We start from the raw sequence: 18,456 nt of genomic DNA, 5'->3' as shown, positions 1-18,456 counted from the left end.
GCTTGGGACAAAAAGATCGCCCGTCCGCCGTACAGCAGCGAAGTACAGCAACCTAGCGGACCGAACCGGACCACAACAGACCCCAGCAGCCCTGCTGACCTCCTACGACACTTCATGCGACCGGGCTGCCCGTAGTTCACACTCAAGTGGTCACCGCCAGGCATCAGCTGTGCGAACATCGGCCGGTGACTGATGCGAAGTGGCCGGGTGAGCGACTTGAGTTGCTCCAGAAGCAGGTGTGCAACCGCTTCCATGCCGAACACGTCCAGCCTGGCCAAGGATCCATGGTCGGAGTGTCGCGAAGCATCCTTCAACGCCCAGCAGCGGTGTCTTGGCCGCTTCATGGCTTAAGGCACCCGCCCGAGGGACAGGGCGACGGCTGGTACTTGTGGACCGGTGACCTTTCCGAGGCAGTTGACTTCTTTGTTCCGAACCACGTCGAACATGTGATCTCCGAATGGCCGGAGGTCGCGCCATACCTCGGCCTGCCTCCCGGGTGGCGTGTGCTGCTGGCACCCGGTTATGAGGACATCTGGTTCGACTCGGCGCTGCTCGACATCAGCGATTCTCGTTGAGGCCAACGGCCGGTTGTCGACGGCAGGCAGCTAACCACGAGTGGGTGACGAACTGAGTGACAACCGGTACGTACGACGGCGGACGTCAGCGGCCGTCGGTGGACAGTTTTCGCAGGTAGCAATAGCTGGGTGGGCAGGTCGTGCGTCCACAGTCATTCCTTTTGACACGGAAGAGGTCACTGGTTCAAACCCAGCATCGCCCACCAAAGCTGCAGGTCAGGAAATGATCGCCGATCTTACTGATCGGCGATCATTTATTTCTGTGAGCAATTTTGCTCCCACGGTAACTACCGAACCCGGACGTACGGATTACGTCGTCGTCACCTGTGCCCGCCGTTGTCGCGCTCACCTCGCGGTCCGGTCAGCGCACACCGGGGCGAGCGCCGCGGTCGCGCAACGCCGGCCCATCGTGGCCGTCGGCCGGGGGCGCGGACTCGCGCTCGACACCTCCGTGTTGCAGGTAGTCCGCGGCACGGCAGGAACTGGAACTCACTCACCGTACGAGCGTCCGTCTCTCAGGATCGACCGGACATCCATCAACGCGAAGCCCAGCAGGTTGAGCCCGCGCCACCGCGCCGGGTCGCCGGCGCGCGAGTCGTCGGCAGCCAGGCCGATGCCCCAGATCCGGTCGACGGGGCTGGCCTCGACGAGCACCCGCTCGCCGGTACCGAGCAGGAACGCGCCCAGTTCGGGGTGTTGGTCGAATTTCGCCAGGTTGCCGGCCACCACGATGTCGTAGCGGTGGGCGTCCCACACCTGTTGGTCGAACCCCGCCACCTGAGCGCCGAGGGTCTTCGCGGCGTGCGGGTGCGGCGCGGCCAGGATCCGCTCGGCAGTCGGGGCGTCGCCGAACAGCGTTGCCTTGCGCCACATCATGTAGTGCTCGGCGGTGAGAAAGGTCGTGCCGTCCAGGCTGAACGGTGCGGGCCACCACTGGCTCAGGCAGCCGGCCCCGACGCTGCCGTCCGGCTGTGGCTGGTGTCCCCAGAAGTACAGGAACTTCACCCGCCGCCCCTCCTGCAGGGCGCGGGCCACGTCGGTGGCCGTACGGGCGGGTGTGGACACGGCCGCCAGTGTGCCCGATCAACCGTGCAGGCCACACACGAATTCCGCCGCCGCAGGGCCGGCACGAGCGGCGGCCCGACCGGTCAGCGGTACTCGGCGACCACCTCGATAGTGCCGACGAGGTTGGCGTTGAGCTCGTCGAGATCCTCGGCGGGGATCCAGTACTCCAGAATCGTGTCGCCGCCGACCTGGTGAACGTCGTACCGGTCGAGAAACGCCCGCCGGACCTGGAAGCGGGTCACGTACCCGACGCCGGAGTGCTTCACGTTCCAGTCCCGGGCGATCATCGTCGCGTACGCCTCGTTGAGTACCGGGTAGAAGATCGGTTGCTCCGGCAGCCGTGGTGGCCAGGCGCGCCATCCCGAGGCCCTCACCAGGGCCAGCTCCTCGGGGCCGGTCGGCCGCCAGAGGGTCACGGTGGGCGCGGTGATGGTCATTCGTTCATGATCGCCGCCTCGTTGGTGCGTGTCAGCCGATTTCCGCCAGTGGGAGATCGAATATGGACAGACGGCTACCGCCGGGACGGCTACGGTCACCGGCGTGACATCAAACCTGGACTGTGTCGGGCTTGGCGTGGACGACCACGCCGGCATGGACCGCCTGATCGGCATCGCGCTGGAGAGCGCCGAGAGCCTGGGCCAGGCCGGGGGCGTGTCGGTGCTGCGCTGGCAGGATTCCAGCGGTGCCCGGTTGATTGTGGGAGTGCGGGGCGACGAGGTGGCCGACCTGCTGCCGTCGTACGCGGGTGAGCCCGGTGCTCGCCTGGCCAGCGTCCGTGCCGTCAATGAGGATGTCGTGGTCGCCGACGTCGTCGATGAGGATGGTCAGCAGGTCACCATGCTGGCGGCCGAGTTGGAGCAGCGGCGGCTGTTGCCGGCGGCGGGCACGGTGGGTGGACTGGCCTGTGTGGTTGCGCTCGGCGTCGACGTCACGGTGTGGGCGGATGAAGACGCGTTCGCGGCGTCGGACGCAAGTCTGCTCGGCGACGGCGACGACCCCGGTGAGGCGCCGGCGCACGTGGTGGAGCAGGGCTTGTCGTGGCCGCCGCGGATGGCCGCCGAGTCTTTCATCTCCTACGGGGTGTTCGGCGACCCCGAGCAGGTGCAGGCGTACGCGCGGCTCAACGGCACGGTGCTGCGCGCGCAGCGCAAGGCGGTCGCCGTCACCGGGCAGGAGTTCGTCGTCGCGCGGGTGCGCACCGCGGGGTTCGAGGTCGACGTGTGCCTTTCGGCAGACGACGTTCGGGAGTTGCCACGACCTGGCAATGTCATCGGTGGGACCATGTTCTTGGTCGCCTCCCTGCCCGTCGTCGCCACTACGGACCGCCATGCAGGAAAGCGATCCTGGCTGCCGTGGCGCCGCTGACGCTGGGCCACGGGCGGGCTTGCGGCACGCCACATGGGCGGGAACGGCCAACCGTAGGGGAACAGGATGGGAGCAGCGGGGCGCGGTCAAGGGCGCTGCACCGCGCCGGACGGGGTTGAACTACTCGCATCGTCTCGGCGTGACCTGCGGTCCCTCGTGTTTGTGCTGGTCACCGCGGTGTGGACCGTTTGTTGCCACAACTGCGCTCAACGGATTTGAACCGCGCTGAACGGCGTCGTATCGCCCCAGCTCAACGGCTCTTTGCAGGTCCTCGGCGTAACGGCCGGCGGGCGTGTTCGCACTTAGTGGTGGGAGCAGGATGGGAGCAAGCGGCTGAACGATCTCTATCGCCTTCGATTCGAAAGTGACGCGTTCCGGCTCGAATCGATCAAGGAACTGACCAGGGCAGATGCGGAGACGTGACCTCTTCTCCCGTACGGAAGAGGTCTCCCCGCAAAGGACGCTGTCCCTGCTCACCCTCATTCCCGGGCCCGTGTCGTTGGTGGTCGTCGTTGCGGTCGGCTCCGTGTTCGTCCAGGCATATGTCGGGCCGCTGTTCGCGTTCCCGATCCAGCACCTGGGCGCCCGGGCGGCTGGAATCACCAGTGGGTTCGGTAACTTCTGCGCCAACCTTGGCGGTTTCGCCTTTAGTTGCGCGCTCGGTGCGGTCAAGGACGCCACCGGCTCCTTCCGGGTGGGTTTCCTGACCCTCGGCGGGATGTGCGCATTGGCGCTGCTGGTGACCGTGAGCCTGCGACGACGGCCTCGACCACCTCGCCGCCGCGCTCGGCCGTAAGCGCTGAGCCACCGCCCGGACGCAATCGACCTGGTGACCCGGCCGCCGTGATGGTGTGGGCGTCGCCGCGAGGGCCGGTGCACCATCTCGCCCCAGAGTGGGTAGGGGCGGATCGGACCAGTTTCGCCAAGCGCGGAAGAGGTGGCCGATATGACCAGCGGAAGTGGCGAGCCCATCCGTGGGGTAGTGGCAGATGATCACCAGTTCCGGGTCGAGGGGCGGCTGACGGCACTGTACGGCGGTGCGGTGCACTACTGGCGGCTCGAACGGGACAAGTGGAGCGGCATTCTCGACACGGTCAAGGGGATGGGGTTCACCATGATCTCCATCTACATACCGTGGGAGGTGCACGAGGTCGAGCGGGGCGTGTTCGATTTCGGCCAGATCGATCCCCGGAAGGACGTCGACGTCTTCCTCGCTGTGATCGAGGAGAAGGGGCTGAAGGCCGTCGTGCGCCCCGGGCCGCAGATCAACGCGGAGCTGACCTGGTTCGGTTACCCGCGCCGCATCCTCGACGACCCCGAGTTGCAGGCGCTCAACGGCCAGGGCGCCCCGGCGGTGCTCATCCAGGTGCCGCGGCCGATCCCCGCGGTGAGCTATGCGGTCGACAGGTTCTACGACGAGACGGCGCTGTGGTTCGACGCGATCTGCCCGATCCTGGCCAGGCACGCCCACCCCGCCGGCGGCATCGTCGCCGCGCAGGTCGACAACGAACTGGCGTTCTTCTTCCACGTCAACGCCTACGCCGCGGACTTCCACCCGGCATCGGTAGCGCGCTACCGCACCCAGCTGGCCGAGAAGTACGGCACGGTGGAGGCGCTCAACGCCGCCTACGGCGGCGGGTACGCGTCGTTCGACGAGGTCGAGCCGCCCCGGCGGTTCACGGCGACCGACAAGGCCGACATCCCGTACCACACCGACTGGGCGGCCTACCGGGAGCGCTACCTCGTCGACGCCCTCGGCCGCCTCGCCGACATGATGCGAGCGCGCGGCCTCGCCGGCATCCCGTTGTTCCACAACTACCCGCACCCGCTCGGCCCAGGCGGCGCCGTCTCCGGGTTCACCACGCCGTTCAACCTGATGGGGCTCGAGGAGAAGCTCGACTTCGTCGGCTTCGATCTGTACTCACGCAAGGAGCTCTACGACCACGTCAAAACGGTCATGTCCTATGTGGCCGGAACGAGCCGGTTCCCGTACATTCCGGAGTTCATCGCCGGTGTCTGGCCCTGGTACCTGCACCCCGGCGACCTGCGCGACGAGGAGTTCGTCACCAAGGCCGGTCTGATGCAGGGCATCAAGGGCTTCAGCCGGTACATGCTGGTCGAGCGCAACAGGTGGCTCGACTCGCCGGTGCGCCGGGACGGCCGGGTCCGCGAAGACCACGCCGCCATGTTCGGCCGGGCCAACGCGATGGCCACCGAGCACGACTTCGTCGGCCTGCGGCGGCGCGCGGACGTGCTGCTGCTGGCCAACCGCGACTACGACCGGCTGGAGGCGGCGAGCGTCCTGGTCAGCTTCCCGGGTGACTTCCTGGAGACCCCCAGCGGATTCTCCGAGTACCCGACGTTCATGACTGTCTCCGAGCGGCCCCTTGGCTTCGCCGAGCCGATCCAGCTGGCCAAGGCGGACTGGTTCAGTGGCGCCTACCAGGGCCTGACCGGAGCGGGGTACCCGTTCCTGCTGTCCGACACGGCGCTGGCGTCGCAGCGCTGGTGGCGGTTCAAAGCGGTCGTGGTGAGTTCGTTCGAGTTCATGGCCGCCGACGTCCAACGTCGAATCGTCGACTTCGCGACCGCCGGCGGAACCGCCGTCGTCGGGCCCCGGCTGCCCGAACTGGATGAACTGATGCGCCCGGACGAGACGCTGCGCACAGCGGTACGGGACGCGCCCGGTGAGCCGGTAACCGTGGACGGGGCGACCGTCGGCACCACGTACCGCGTGGGGGAGGGGCGGATCGTGCACCTGACCGAATTCGGCGCGCCCACCCGAGCGCTCGAGGCCGCCCTGGCCGGCCTGGACCTGATCCGGTTCACGCGTAACGACCCGCGACTGGACGTCGCGATCCACGCGCCCGCCGAGGGCGGCAAGCGCCTGGTCGTCTTCGTGGCGAACCCGACCGCCGACCCGATCGACGCGGAAGTGGACCTGCACGTGCCGATCGGGTCGGCCCGCGAGATCTGGGACTCACGGCCGGCGCAGACACAGGGCAGCGCGCTCCGGGAGCCGCTGCTGCCGTACGCGATCAACATCTACGAGTGCCGGCTCTAGACACGGAGGGTGTCCGCGATGCTGCATGAGAACGTCCAGATGCTGGACATGGACGTCAATCACTGGAGGAACCTGCAGAACCTGGTGCTCGAGTCGGCCAAGGAGAAGCGCCGGATCATCGTCATCCACGAAGACGGTGAGATCGTCAAGTTCGTACACTCCCAGCGCCTTCCCATCGTCAAGAGCATCGACCGGGTCGACGACCCGCACGCCGCCGCCGAGCACGTGTACCGGGCCAATCGCCACCTGGTCGACTTCGTCGCGGTCTTCGAGCGCGAGGCATTCGACCGCTACTTCGGCCACTGGCAGGGCACCTGGCGGGCCGACGAGGACCTCGACGAGTTCGCCCACCGGACCTACGCGACTCTCGACGAGTATGCCGACGGCCTGGTTACGTACCCAGGCCCGGCGCGCAGCACGCTCGGCCTGCAATGGCGGGTCGGCGCCAGCTACGCCGAGGTGAAGGCCGCCGTCGAACGGTACGTCCCGGCCGACACGGCGGTGGTCTTCGGTGTCTTCGACGGAGACGAACTGTGGGCCTCGCTCGTGCTCGGCTTCGACGCCGACCGCCGGGCCCACGTGGTGACCACTGTGGACACGTTCGACCTCACCCTGCATGGCAGCAGACGGGACGTGGTCCGCGACGTCATCGCCTGGGCCGACCGTACCTACGGTCCCTGCTCGATCGGGCTGTTCACGGGTCTTGATGGGGCCAGAGCCCTGCTGGGCAGCCGGGAGAAGGTGGCGGTGCTGCGGGTACTGGCGGCCCGGGGCAACCTCATCCTCGACCCGGCGCCGGCCGAGTTGGCGTCGCTGGTGTCGTTCTGACGTTCGCTGCGGTCATCTCCCGGCGAACTGGACCCGGCTAGAGAGCTTTACCATAAAACGCTGGAGTTAGGGTCGGTTGAAGTCCAGCCCGGTCCTGGCGGTGAAGCCGGCCAGCAGGCATCCCATGCCCGTCTGCACATGACCAGGACCGTAACCGGCACCGCTCCGGGGTCGCCTGGTCGAAGATGGCCATCCGCACGATCCTGACCAACCCCCGCTACACCGGCTACCAATGCTGGAACCGCCAGCGCAAAGACGAGGTCCTCGTCAACGTCAGGGACGTCGCGCTAGGTCACACCACCCGCCTGCGGTGGAACACCGGCGACAAGTGGGTTCGGTCCGATAAGCCAGCCCACCCGGCGATCATCAACCTGGACAGCTTCGATCAGGTCCAGGCCAAGCTGGCCACCCGAGGAGCCACCACTACAAAGGTCAAGCCCCGACGCACCCCGCGGCCCTACATCTTCCGTGGTCTGCTGTTCTGCGGCGTGTGCGGTCGGCGGATGCAGGGTCAATGGCTACACGGGATGGCGTACTACCGCTGCCGGTTCCCGGAGGAGTATGCCCTTGCCAACTAGCTGGCCCATCCGCGCAACGTGTACCTCCGCCAAGACCACCTCGGCGACCCCCTCGACGAGTGGTTGCTGACCGCGCTGGCCCCGCATAACCTCGAGGCCACCATCACCGCGATGGAGGCCGCGCAACCCATCCCCGCAGAGCCGATCCCCGACGCGACAGGCCAGATCCTGGCCGAATGCGACCGCAAGATCGCAAACTACAGGGCTCTGCTCGACTCGGGAACCGACCCCGCCCTCGTGGCCGGGTGGATCGCCGAGGTCACCGCTGTCCGCACGGCGGCGGAGAACCAGCGGCCACGCCGACCAGACCGGGTCAGGCTGACCAAGGAGCAGATCCATGGCCTGATCGGGGCGGTCGGCGACCTCAGAACAGCCCTGCGGCGGGCGGACGCAGCGGCCGCTAAAGCTGAGCTGTACCAACGGCTGCGGATCAGGCTCACCTACGACCCTGGAAGACAGATCGTCCGGGCTGAGTCAGAACTCAGCCCGGACGACGTAGGTAACGGGTCAGTGTCCGAGGGGGGACTCGAACACCTGTACGTAGCACACCTGCACCAAAGAGGTGTGCATGCGGAGGAGGTTAGCCGTGGCCTCCATAGTGGTCAAGCGGGTTCATGCGCCGACGTGCCATCCCGAACCACTCGCCGTCAGACTTTCCTGGATCCGAACCCGGCCGGCCTACGCGGCCAGCTCCGGCCGCGACCAGCGCACGTAGTCGCGCACCGTCGAGTACGGCAACCCGGTCACGACGATGCTTCGTTCGTGCCCAACGAGCCGTGGGAGTGCCACAGCAAGGGCCTGCTGCCGAAAGCGCTTGCCTACCCGGTGGGGTGGGACGTCCTCAACTGTCAACGAAAGCCGGCCTTGGCTGGGGCCCGCGTGACCTCGCTGTTTTTGGGTCGGCCAGACCGGCACAGCGCAGACACCGCACGAACTCGGAGTGGGACAGCTGACGCCTGGCGTCGCTGCTCGGGGCCGCCCTCAAAGCCGAACATCGGGTGTGTCAGAGCCGTCTCGTGAGGAACAGGGTAGTCCCGTAGACCGGGTCCACTTCCTTCCGCTCGGTCTCGGTGAACCCGACCTTGGCCAGCACACGGCGAGAAGCGGTGTTCCAATCCCAGACCGCGGCCCACAGACGTTCGTACCCGGACGATCTTGCCCAGTCCAGGACCGCCAACGAGGCCTCGGTCGCGTATCCCTGACGCCAGAATCGGCGTAGCAGCTCGAACACCAGTTCCGGTTCCCCTTCCGGTTTTCGTCCACCGTCGATCAGCCCGCAGTAGCCGATGACGTCACCAGCGACCTTCCGCTCGATCGCCAGCAACCCGATCGACGATGGCTGGTTGGCGCGGATGGAATCCTCGAGCTCGGCGACCGTGGGGTGTCCATCCGCGCCGATTCGGCGGTGCGGCGGCACTCGTGGGTCACGTTCGGTCCACAGTTCACGCTGGACGACGGCCTCGGCTACCCGCCAAGGTCTGAGCAGCAGGCGACCCGCCTCGAGCACAACCTCGCGGCCCGGAGTCGCTCCACCTGCCATGACAGCAACCCTCTCACGGGCGAACGCACGGTCATGCCGCGGACAAGTCGGACCACGTTCGTAAGATCTCGTCTATGTCACGAGTAAGCCAGGCCCGACAGTCCGCACCACAGCCCGACGTGCCGGTCCTTCGGAGTCTCGGACCCACGTACGAAAAGAACCTGCACGGGCGGCACGCAGAGGTCCTCCTCAAGGTCCTGGCCGACGGGTCCACGAGCGGCGCGAAGAACATCGCGCTCGCGGGGCACTACGGCAGCGGGAAAAGCAGTGTCATCCTCGGCGTCCAGGCGGGTCTGGACGAGCGGAAGATCAACTGGGTCAACCTGTCGCTGTCGAGCCTGGGCATCGACGACACGAAGCGGGCGCGCATCCAGTCGGACGGGACGCTCGCGCCACTGACGAACCTCATTCAGAAGGAGATCGTCAAGCAGCTGCTCTACCGGAAGGCGCCCGCGGACATGCCGGGGTCGAGGTACTTCCGCATCGACTCGTTCAGACCCTGGCCGGCTGCGATCTGGGGCGCCGCAGTAGCGGTTGGGTTCTTCGTGATCGCGGTCCTGCTCGGGCTGGTGAATCGCGTGAAGAAGATGGGTCCCCAGGACCTGGTCACCAGTCACGACTGGGTACCGTGGGTCATCGTCGTTGGGTTCGGCGTGTTCCTGGGCGTGATCTGGTTCCTGGGTGCGCGTGCTGTGCAGAGCCGGGTGCGGGTGGAGAGCGTCTCTGCGGGCGGAGCGGCCGTCAAGCTAAGCGCGAAGGAGAACTCGTACTTCGATGAGTACCTCGACGAGATCGTCTATTTCTTCCAAAGGACGAAGACCCAGGTCGCGATCTTTGAGGACCTGGACCGGTTCAGGGACCCCCACATCTTCGAGACGCTACGCGAGCTGAACACCGTCTTGAACAACTCCGAACAGATCAAGTCGCGGCCCGTTCGGTTTGTGTATGCGGTCCGCGACAGTATCTTCGAGCAACTCAAAGTCAATGCCGCCCCGGACGGCGACGCGGACGCCGATACCGATGCTGCAGCGCGTCGTGCGTCAGCTCTGGAATCCGCCCCGTCGGCGAACAGGACGAAGTTCTTCGACCTGGTCGTCCCGATGGTTCCGTTCATCACGCACCGTTCGGCGCGGGACCTGCTGGCGGCGGAGTTCGCCGAATCGGATGAGCAACCTTCGACTGCGCTAGTGGATCTGGTCGGCGCGCATCTGACCGACATGCGCCTGATTCGCAACATCCGGAATGAGTTCGAGATCTACCGCGCCTCGGTCCTGGGAGAGAAGGGCCTCAAGGGACTCACCGCAGACCGACTGTTCGCGATGATGGTCTACAAGAACCTCCACCTGGAGGACTTCGAGGCCATCCGGCTTGGCACGAGCAAGATCGACGAGGCCCACCGGGCCTTCCGCGACATGGTCACGTATCAGACGGGCCACCTGGCAGCGGTCAGCAAGGAGGCACTAGACCGGATCGCGTCGAACGCCCGGTGGGACCAGGCCGCGAAGGCCGCCGGCGAACGGCTCCAGGAGGTGCTGCCCATTGTTTACCGAGCGACGCGGGTTGGTGGCGAGCCGGTCCTTCAGTACCAGTCGGAGCACTACGCGCTCTCGGACCTTACGTCCGGCGACTTTTGGAGGTCGTTGCATGAGACCCGTCAAGGGGCGCACCTTAGCCGACCCGGATACGGTGGCGTGACCCTGTCGTTCGATGACGTGATCGCGCTGGTCGGGGATGGAGCCGCTGCGCTGGATGACGCCGTCGAAGCCGATGTCGTACGTCTCCAGCGCGCCTCCCAGGACGCGCTGGAGACCAAGGACTTCGTCGCGAAAGCCACGATGGCGCAGCTCATGGCCAGGACGGACCTGGTCATGCCCACCGACAGCGGCGTCGAACGCAACCTGGATGCCATCGTCACCGACCTCGTGTCTCCCTTAGCCCACGACCTCCTCGCCAAAGGTCACATCGACGAGAACTTCACCCTGTACTGCTCGGATTACCACGGCATCGCCATCAGCGTCAGCGCGATGAACTTTATCCTCCACTGCGTCCAGGCCGACCGCGCAGACCACCGCTTCCGGTTCGACGAGGCTGCCTCCATCGACGCGGTCGAGAAGGAGATGGGTGCCCGCTTCCTCGACGGCGAGAGCGTCTTCAACCTCGAGGTCTTCGACCACTACCTGCCCACGCGCCCCGAGCTGCTCGACAAGGCACTCGACAAGCTCGTCATGCGCGCCGGCACCGACTCGTCCTTCATCGATGCGTACCTTACGGACGGCGCGTCCAGGGAACTCTTCGTAAGCCAACTGGTTCCTCGCTGGAAGGGTGCGTTCGTCCATCTGGTCGAGAACGCCTCGATCGACCTCGCGGCGGCCGTCGCGCTCGTTGATGCCGCTGTCCGGAGCGCTGATCGAGACGTCGACTACGACACCTCGCGCCGGGTCGCAGAGTTCCTCTCGGAGCACTACGCCCAGATGCAGGCGTTTGTCGGGACCGTGGAGACGTCGAAGGCCGCTGACGTGGCGGCTCTGGTTCGTCGTCTCCGCGCCGAGATCAGCGACCTCGCGGTGCTGGGGGACGCACAGCGCAAGGCGGTGGTCACGGATGGCCTGTACCCGGTCACGAGGGCGAACCTGTCCGCGGCACTCGGTGAAGGCACCCCGCTGGCCCTTGACGTGGTGAAGGTGACCAACACGGCCGTCTACCAGCACATCCTCAAGAAGCTGGACAGCTACCTTAATGCCCGCGAGAAGGACGAAGTGACCGTCGATGCCCCGGAGAAGTTCGCCGCGGTGCTGAATGACGTCGCCGCTGCCGCCGAATCGGCGGTGGTGCTGGATGACGTCGCCGCTGTCGTCAAATCGGCGGTGCTGCCGGTTGCCAAGGGCGCGTCGGAGTTGTGCGAGGTGGCCGACCTGGAAGAACTCGACGACACGGCATGGACCGCGGTGGTGTCGGCGAGCCGGTTTGCGCCGACAGTCTGGAACGTGAGCCGGTTTGTAGGGAAGTTCGGCGTCAGCGAGGAGCTGGTGAAGACCCTGAGCATCCTCGACCTCACCGAGGTCGAGAAGGTGGAGGAGGAGTCCAGGTACGACCTCGGGTATGCGCTGGCTCATGCCGAGGACCTAGCCCCGACGGCAAGGGTCCGGCTGGTGAAGCAGCTCGAGCTCCCCGGCGGTTTGAATCCCGAACGCCTGACCGACGCCGGGCTCAAGCTGCTCCCGGCGCTGCTGGCCGCCGAACTGGTGCCCGATGCTGCCGAGACATATGCGCGCGTGGGCGGTTGCCCGTTCGCGTTCCGCGAGGACTACTTCGCGGCGTCGAAAGGCCTGGCGTCCTACGTGTGCGAGCTACCGCTATCGAGCGACGACCTGCCCAAGATGATGCGGAGTCCACATGTGGCACCGGCCGTCAAGCGGGCAATCGCCGATGACGCGGAGTACGTACACGGCCGGTTGTCCAGGCCGGGTGCCATCGCGATCTGCGAGTGGGCGGCCAAGGGCAATACCGTCTCGGTGGAGCTGCTGGTCAAGCTCAGCGAAGCAGGAGCGCCCGCCGAGCACATCCTGAGTCTGCTGGTACCCCACCTCCCTGACATCGAGCTACCGGTGTTGGACCAGATTCTTCTGGCGCTCGGCGACGAGTACGAACCGCTCACCAGGGTCGGTTACCACCGTCCGAGGCTGAAGGGTCGGGAGGGGACCGAAGAGCTGCTCAAGGAGCTACAGCGCCGCGACCGGGTCAGTTCGTTCAGCCAAGCGAGATTCGGCGGCGGCATTCGGGCCAACATGCGTCATTGACACCCCGCCAACGCGCCGACCGACGTGATCGTGCTGTTCGTGACCGAACGTCATGGGTTGCAGGCGCGCCTGGACGAGGTCAGACGCGGCATGGCCCAGGACGGCGGCTTCTGGGTCGCCTGGCCGAAACGAGCATCGAAGGTTCCCACGGACATCACCGATGACGTGGTCCGTGAAGTCGCGCTGCCGAGCGGGTTGGTCGACAACAAGGTGTGTGCGATCGACGAGATCTGGTCGGGCTTGCGGCTGGTCATTCGCCGCGAAAATCGCAGGCCGGCCGAGTAGCACGTTTCGCCCGGTCCTCCGTACTCCAGTCGGACGCCACGACGCACCTCGAGATCGCCCAGCCGCGTGAGTGATGTGACGGTAGGCGTCCTCCGCGGGCGCGGATCTGCCGCGATCCGGGCGCGGGGGCGCTCATCATGCGAGGAAGAGTCTCCAGCCGGCTTTCGTTAGGCTGCCTTCAGTAGTCGTTGACCGGGGCATGTTGCGGCGATCCCCAGAATCCGCCCTGTCCCGGTGGGGCCGTTGAACACTGTCACAGCCATCGGGCAGCGCCCCGGGTATCGGGTGTCAACCCCCGTCATCTACTCGTCTGGCGATGATCGGTGAATTGTCGTGCGGTGACGAACGTGACCGTGCGTACCCCCGTACTCCTTCCGCGAGCACGCTCGCAAGGCCCCTAGCCGGCGTGCGCAACCGCAAGAGTGCCGGCCTGCGTCGGTTGCGCCGCTGTGCTGCCGGGTAGCGGTCGGCTGTGTCGTTGACCGGCAGCCCGTGAGCTGGGAGGGCGATGTCGGGCAGGGAAGGTCGACGGCAGGGTTTAGACACGCTGACGGCGGCGCTGGCCTGGTACGACGCCGGTTGCTCGGTGGTTGCGATTCGCGCCGACGGTAGTAAGGCACCGCTGGTGTCGTGGCGTTCGTATCAGCGCCGGCGCGCGGATCGGGCCCGGGTCGCGGCCTGGTTCGCCGGCAACCCGCCCGGTATCGGGGTGGTGTGCGGCGCGGTCTCCGGCGGCCTGGAGATGCTCGAGCTTGAGGGCCGGGCGATCGAGGAGGGGCTGGATTCCCGGCTGGTCGAGTTGGTGCGCGCGGCCGGGCTGGGCCAGCTGTGGCGGCGTGTCGCGGTGGAGGGGTACGTCGAGCGGACGCCGTCGGGTGGTCTTCACCTGCTCTACCGGGTCGCGGACGTACCAGTGGGCCGGAACGCGAAGCTGGCCCGGCGGCCGGCGACGGAGGCGGAACTGGCCGATGATCCCAGCGACAAGATCAAGACGTTGGCGGAGACCCGTGGCGAGGGTGGCTACACCGTGGTGGCGCCCTCGCACGGCGCCGTGCATCAGACCGGGCGGGCCTGGGTTGCGCTCCGTGGCGCGACGCCGGCGCGTATCCCGACGATCACTGGCCAGGAGCGGGATGCGCTCGTTGCGGTGGTGCGGTGCCTGGACGCGATGCCACCGCCACCGGTCGAGCCGCCACGGTCGCCGCGACGGGACGGTTCGGCGGGGACGGCGCCGGGGGAGGACTACGAGCGGCGTACCGACTGGGCTGACATTCTGGAGCCGGCCGGCTGGAGGCTGGTGTCCGCCGTGGGTCGTACCCGGTACTGGCGGCGTCCGGGTAAACGGACAGGGGTGTCCGCCACGACGGGGCGCGCCGACGACCGGGACCGGTTGTACGTGTTCACCACCAGCTCCGAGTTCGAGTCGGAGACGCCGATCACGAAGTTTCATGCGTACGCGGTGCTCCACCACCGCGGCGATCATGCGGCTGCGGCCGCGGCGCTGCGCAGGGCCGGTTTCGGCGTAGCGGTGACCGTCGCGTCCGCGCCGGAGACTCACTGTGCCCCTGGCGATGGCGGCTCAGCGGCCGGGGCCGATGCTGATGGGCTGCCGGCCGGCGGCCCTGCGGCCGCGTCGGCTCAGGTCGGTGGCGAGCCGTTGCCGCATGTGGCGGGGTGGGGGCCGACCGAGGACGGACTGGCCCGGGCGCTGGTGACCCATCATGGGCATGAGCTGCGGTATTGCCCGCAGCGTGGGATGTGGCTGCGTTGGACGGGCTACCGGTGGCTGTGGGATGAGGCGGAGTACCACCGGGAGTTGATCCGGCGGCTGGCCCGCCAGCTGCCCACGGCTGGCCGGTGGCGGCGGTTCAAGGCCCGCGCGTTGTCGGCCGCCGGCGTGGCCGGGATTGCGCGGCTGGCGCAGTCGGACCCGGCGGTGATGGTGCACGTCGCGGATCTGGATGCCGAGCCGTACGCGCTGAACACCCCGGATGGGGTCGTCGACCTGCGTACCGGTGAGCTTCACCCGCCGAGACCGCAGCGGCTGCATACTCGGTGCACGCCGGTCGGTCCCGACTTTGAGCGCCGTTCGGCGGTGTGGGACGGGTTCCTGCGGGACATCTTCGGTGACGACCGGGAGGTCGCCGGTTACGTGCAGCGGCTGCTCGGGGTGTCTGCGGTCGGTGCGGTGTCCGAGCAGGTGCTGCCGTTCGCGTTCGGGCCGGGGTCCAACGGCAAGTCGACGCTGCTGGAGGCGGCCATGCACGCGCTTGGCCGCGGCGAGGGCGGCTACGCGATCGCCGCGCCGGCGGAGATGCTGATGGTCCGCACGCACGCCGAGCACCCGGCGGAGCTCGCCCAACTGACGGGCGCTCGCCTGGTGGTCTGCGCGGAGCTGGAGGACGGCGCGCGGTTCGCTGAGTCGCGGATCAAGCAGCTGACCGGCCGGGATTCGATCAACGCCCGGTTCATGCGGGGCAATCCGTTCACCTTCGCGCCCAGCCACACGTTGTGGCTGCTGGGCAACCACAAGCCGGTGGCCAAGACCGGCGGGCCGGCGTTCTGGCGCCGGGTACGGCTGATTCCGTTCGGTCATACGATTCCGCCGGAGCGACAGGAGCAGCGGATCGGTGAGCGTCTCGCCGAGGACGCGGCCGCGGTGCTGGCATGGATCGTTCGCGGCGCGGTGGCCTACCACGCCGATGGGCTTCGGGAGCCGGCGATCGTTACGTCAGCCACGCAGGAGTACGCCCGCGATGAGGACACCGTCGGCCGATTCATCGACGATCAGTGTCATCTGGCTGCGGGTCAGGAGCTGGTCCAGGTTGGCACCACGGTGCTGCGGGAGGCGTACGAGCGGTGGTGTGACGAGGTGGGGGAGACGCCGGTGTCGGCCAAGCGGCTGACCCAGGAGCTGCGGGACCGGTTTCGCGTCGGTGATGCCCGTGGCGCGAAGGGCCGCAGGATATACACGGGGATCTGCCTGCTCGCGGCGGACAGCGAAGGTGGCTTCGATGAGGCAGGCGAACGGTGAGCGCGGGTAACCGGCCGCGCACGTCGGCACGGAGCCCGTCCGGAGGCGCGGCAGCCGAGCGCGTGTCGGCCGCGCGGTGGGTGACGGGGTGACAGATCGCCGACCGTTTCCGGTTGACAGCGTTACGCGCGCGTACGCGCGTGCATGATCCGCCCGCGTGGCGTCAATGCCTGGGCCTAGGGGGAATATCCGCCACCCGTCACCCCCCGGTACGCGTTGTGCCTGCGGACCGATTCGCTGCCTGTCCGACAACTCCCACGGCGGTGCGCGCCGGCTCCCGCGCCTACCGAGCCGATGGGCAGGTAGCCGCGCCGTGGGTGAAAACGTCGTACCCGGTGGGCAGGCTCCTACGGGTGGGGATTGAGGACCTGCCGGTACACCGGCGCGAGGCGTTGTTGTGGCGCTACGCACTCGACCTCGATTACGACGGCGTCGACGACCTGGTCCGTGAGGCCGCGGACATTCCGTGTCGGTGGGACTGGGGGCCCGACGCCATTGCGGAGGAGTGCGTCGCCGTGGTGGGTGACGACGGTCGTTACCACCTGGTGGTGAACGGCGAACCGCAGTGCGCCGTGGAGCGCGAGCGCGGCGATCCGGCGGGTGCTGTCCGCCACGGCCAGTGGTGCTACTGGTGGACCGACGGTGCGCGGTACCGGGTGCAGGCTCCGCCTGGTAGCTGGGGCCCGGATGGGCTGATCTGTGGAGAGCAAGGCCACCTTGACGTCAGCTGGTTGGTCACGCTGACTGACGCCGTCGCCGACCCGGCGCTGGTCCCTGTCCGGCGGCGCTGCGTCGACACCACCGCACGCGGGCATTGGCCCGGCTATCAGGGATCCGACACTCCATTAGGTCGGCAGCGGGCTCAGTTGGCGGCAGCGCTCGGCCCGCGCTGCCACGCCTGCCGGCTGCGTCCCGGCACGGATGTCGACCACGACCACTTCACCGGACTTGTCCGCGGGTTGCTGTGCGAGCACTGCAACAGCCACGTCGACAAGTGCGTTCACGTGTCCGGCTGTCCGTGGGCCGATTACCTCAATGACCCACCGGCCGCATACCTGCGGCTGAGGTACGCCAAGCCGGAGCGGGTGGGACGCGACATGCAGACCGCAGCCAGGATTGAGTATCTGGGCTTCGATCCCTTGTACCGGGGAGTGGCCAGCAGACGTCCCCGGTTCCCGGTTCGTCAGCTTCCCCCGCCCGCTCGGGCGGATGGTATCGATATGTCGACGGTGGAGGAGGCGCCTCTGTTCTGACGGAGGGCAAGACCCGGTACAGCAACGGCCGGCTCGTCACACGAGGGCCGGTGTGCGAGTTAGTCAGGTTTGTGGGGCTTGCGGGCGGGACGTGCGCGAGGTGGCCTGCTGGAGCCGGGCTCGATGCTCGTGTCGTTCTTGGTGCCGGCTTCCAGGCGTTGCACGTGATCGATCATCGCGGTGATGGCTTCGAGGCCGGCGGGTGAAAGGTTCGCCTTGGTGGCCCGCAGCGCGAGGGCTTGAATGTTGGGGTCGTTGATCGCCCTGAACAGGTCGAGCTGTGCGTCGAGCCTGTCGATGGCCTCGTCGTCGGCATCGTCGGTGAAGAAGCTGGGCTTGACGCCGAAGAATCTGGCCAGGTCCTGGATGGTCTTGAGCGTTGGGTTGTCGGCTGATCCTCGGCGCAGGTAGCCGACGTAGGTGTCGGACATCCCCGTCGCGGCCGCGACCTCGCTGTTGGTGTAGGTCCTGCCGGTCTTGCGGCCGAGCCAGTCGAACAGGAAGTTGATCTTTTCTGCCAGGGACGTGTGCGGTGGCGGGGGAGGCTCGGTCATGTCTCGCCTTCTGACGTTGGCCCGGCCGGTCTGGATAAAGGTTGACTACTACCTGTTTGTGGATTGACACGCCGGGCTGGTTGACGCTTATGCTCCGTCCGGCCCGCCTAAATATTGTGGAACGTCTGTCCTCGAAGTCAACCATCGTGGGGCGATGGTTGCGTTCGGCGTGGGAGGTGTACCAGATGCGTACAGCCGCGGCTGGCGTCGCGCCAGATGTGAAGTCGTGCAAACGGTTCGCAACGGTCATCGCCCATGAGTCCAGGGGGAAAGTTGGTCACCCCCGGACCGGTGCGCAGAGCGAGTCCGGAAGCGATGAGCACGTTGGCTATCGCAAACCTCAGGTCCAGGCGCGACATCGTCAGCAATCCGTGCGAACCGATGTACCTGCGGTCGGAGCGAGACGACGTCGCCAGCGGGCGGCTGATTTCGAAGTGACCTGGCGTGGTCAGCGTCGGTGGAGCTGCAGGTGCGGGCGGTGAGACATCGCCACCGCGGAACCGTGTGCGACGAGCTAA

Annotated in this window: 14 protein-coding genes; 10 read left to right on the top strand and 4 right to left on the bottom strand. The window is 67.2% G+C overall.

The features are described from left to right. The first annotated feature begins 185 nt into the window (after nucleotides 1-185). Nucleotides 186-575: an immunity protein Imm33 domain-containing protein gene (locus Pme01_RS10935; protein WP_239088140.1), complete on the top strand. Its 390-nt coding sequence runs from the start codon at nucleotides 186-188 to the stop codon at nucleotides 573-575. A 489-nt stretch (nucleotides 576-1,064) separates the two neighbouring features. Here Pme01_RS10935 and ybiA read toward each other — a convergent pair whose 3' ends face one another. Together ybiA and Pme01_RS10925 are read right to left on the bottom strand one after the other, a co-directional pair. Next, complete coding sequence (gene ybiA, locus Pme01_RS10930) at nucleotides 1,065-1,640, bottom strand: riboflavin biosynthesis intermediates N-glycosidase (RefSeq protein ID WP_239088139.1); 576 nt, start codon at nucleotides 1,638-1,640, stop codon at nucleotides 1,065-1,067. A gap of 83 nt (nucleotides 1,641-1,723) precedes the next feature. Continuing rightward, nucleotides 1,724-2,077: a hypothetical protein gene (locus Pme01_RS10925; RefSeq protein WP_168114587.1), complete on the bottom strand. Its 354-nt coding sequence runs from the start codon at nucleotides 2,075-2,077 to the stop codon at nucleotides 1,724-1,726. 103 nt (nucleotides 2,078-2,180) lie between these two features. Between Pme01_RS10925 and Pme01_RS10920 the strand changes: the two genes are divergently transcribed. The 5 genes from Pme01_RS10920 (at nucleotide 2,181) to Pme01_RS10900 (ending at nucleotide 7,475) form a co-directional block, all read left to right on the top strand. Beyond that, nucleotides 2,181-3,005 carry a hypothetical protein gene (locus tag Pme01_RS10920; RefSeq protein ID WP_168114586.1) on the top strand — a complete coding sequence of 275 codons (825 nt, stop codon included), beginning with the start codon at nucleotides 2,181-2,183 and terminating at the stop codon, nucleotides 3,003-3,005. A 409-nt stretch (nucleotides 3,006-3,414) separates the two neighbouring features. After that, entirely contained in the window at nucleotides 3,415-3,801 is a 387-nt protein-coding gene (locus tag Pme01_RS10915; protein WP_168114585.1) for an MFS transporter, read from the top strand. 150 nt (nucleotides 3,802-3,951) lie between these two features. Beyond that, nucleotides 3,952-6,069 carry an alpha-amylase family protein gene (locus Pme01_RS10910; RefSeq protein ID WP_168114584.1) on the top strand — a complete coding sequence of 706 codons (2,118 nt, stop codon included), beginning with the start codon at nucleotides 3,952-3,954 and terminating at the stop codon, nucleotides 6,067-6,069. Between the two features lie 18 nt (nucleotides 6,070-6,087). Then, entirely contained in the window at nucleotides 6,088-6,897 is an 810-nt protein-coding gene (locus tag Pme01_RS10905) for a hypothetical protein (protein WP_168114583.1), read from the top strand. Between the two features lie 119 nt (nucleotides 6,898-7,016). After that, nucleotides 7,017-7,475 (top strand): recombinase family protein, encoded by a 459-nt coding sequence (locus Pme01_RS10900; protein WP_275408517.1) that lies wholly within the window; start codon nucleotides 7,017-7,019, stop codon nucleotides 7,473-7,475. Between the two features lie 1,003 nt (nucleotides 7,476-8,478). On the opposite strand, the gene Pme01_RS10895 is transcribed toward Pme01_RS10900, so the two are convergent. Beyond that, on the bottom strand, nucleotides 8,479-8,982 hold the full coding sequence (locus tag Pme01_RS10895; protein ID WP_203935538.1) for a GNAT family N-acetyltransferase: 504 nt from the start codon (nucleotides 8,980-8,982) through the stop codon (nucleotides 8,479-8,481). 107 nt (nucleotides 8,983-9,089) lie between these two features. Between Pme01_RS10895 and Pme01_RS10890 the strand changes: the two genes are divergently transcribed. The 4 genes from Pme01_RS10890 (at nucleotide 9,090) to Pme01_RS10875 (ending at nucleotide 17,384) form a co-directional block, all read left to right on the top strand. After that, complete coding sequence (locus Pme01_RS10890) at nucleotides 9,090-12,812, top strand: YobI family P-loop NTPase (RefSeq protein ID WP_168114581.1); 3,723 nt, start codon at nucleotides 9,090-9,092, stop codon at nucleotides 12,810-12,812. Nucleotides 12,813-12,836: 24 nt separating this feature from the next. Continuing rightward, on the top strand, nucleotides 12,837-13,097 hold the full coding sequence (locus Pme01_RS10885) for a DUF3052 family protein (RefSeq protein ID WP_168114580.1): 261 nt from the start codon (nucleotides 12,837-12,839) through the stop codon (nucleotides 13,095-13,097). Nucleotides 13,098-13,605: 508 nt separating this feature from the next. Beyond that, nucleotides 13,606-16,131 (top strand): phage/plasmid primase, P4 family, encoded by a 2,526-nt coding sequence (locus tag Pme01_RS10880; protein WP_239088138.1) that lies wholly within the window; start codon nucleotides 13,606-13,608, stop codon nucleotides 16,129-16,131. A 353-nt stretch (nucleotides 16,132-16,484) separates the two neighbouring features. Then, nucleotides 16,485-17,384, top strand: a complete 900-nt coding sequence (locus tag Pme01_RS10875; protein ID WP_203935537.1) for an endonuclease domain-containing protein — start codon at nucleotides 16,485-16,487, stop codon at nucleotides 17,382-17,384. A 59-nt stretch (nucleotides 17,385-17,443) separates the two neighbouring features. Here Pme01_RS10875 and Pme01_RS10870 read toward each other — a convergent pair whose 3' ends face one another. After that, nucleotides 17,444-17,938 (bottom strand): helix-turn-helix domain-containing protein, encoded by a 495-nt coding sequence (locus Pme01_RS10870; protein WP_168114578.1) that lies wholly within the window; start codon nucleotides 17,936-17,938, stop codon nucleotides 17,444-17,446. Nucleotides 17,939-18,456: the final 518 nt, after the last annotated feature.

The organism is Planosporangium mesophilum, assembly GCF_016863255.1.
In the GTDB taxonomy this organism is placed as follows: Bacteria; Actinomycetota; Actinomycetes; order Mycobacteriales; family Micromonosporaceae; genus Planosporangium; species Planosporangium mesophilum.
Note: the sequence above shows the minus strand (reverse complement) of the source record. Positions and strands in the feature narration are given on the sequence as shown.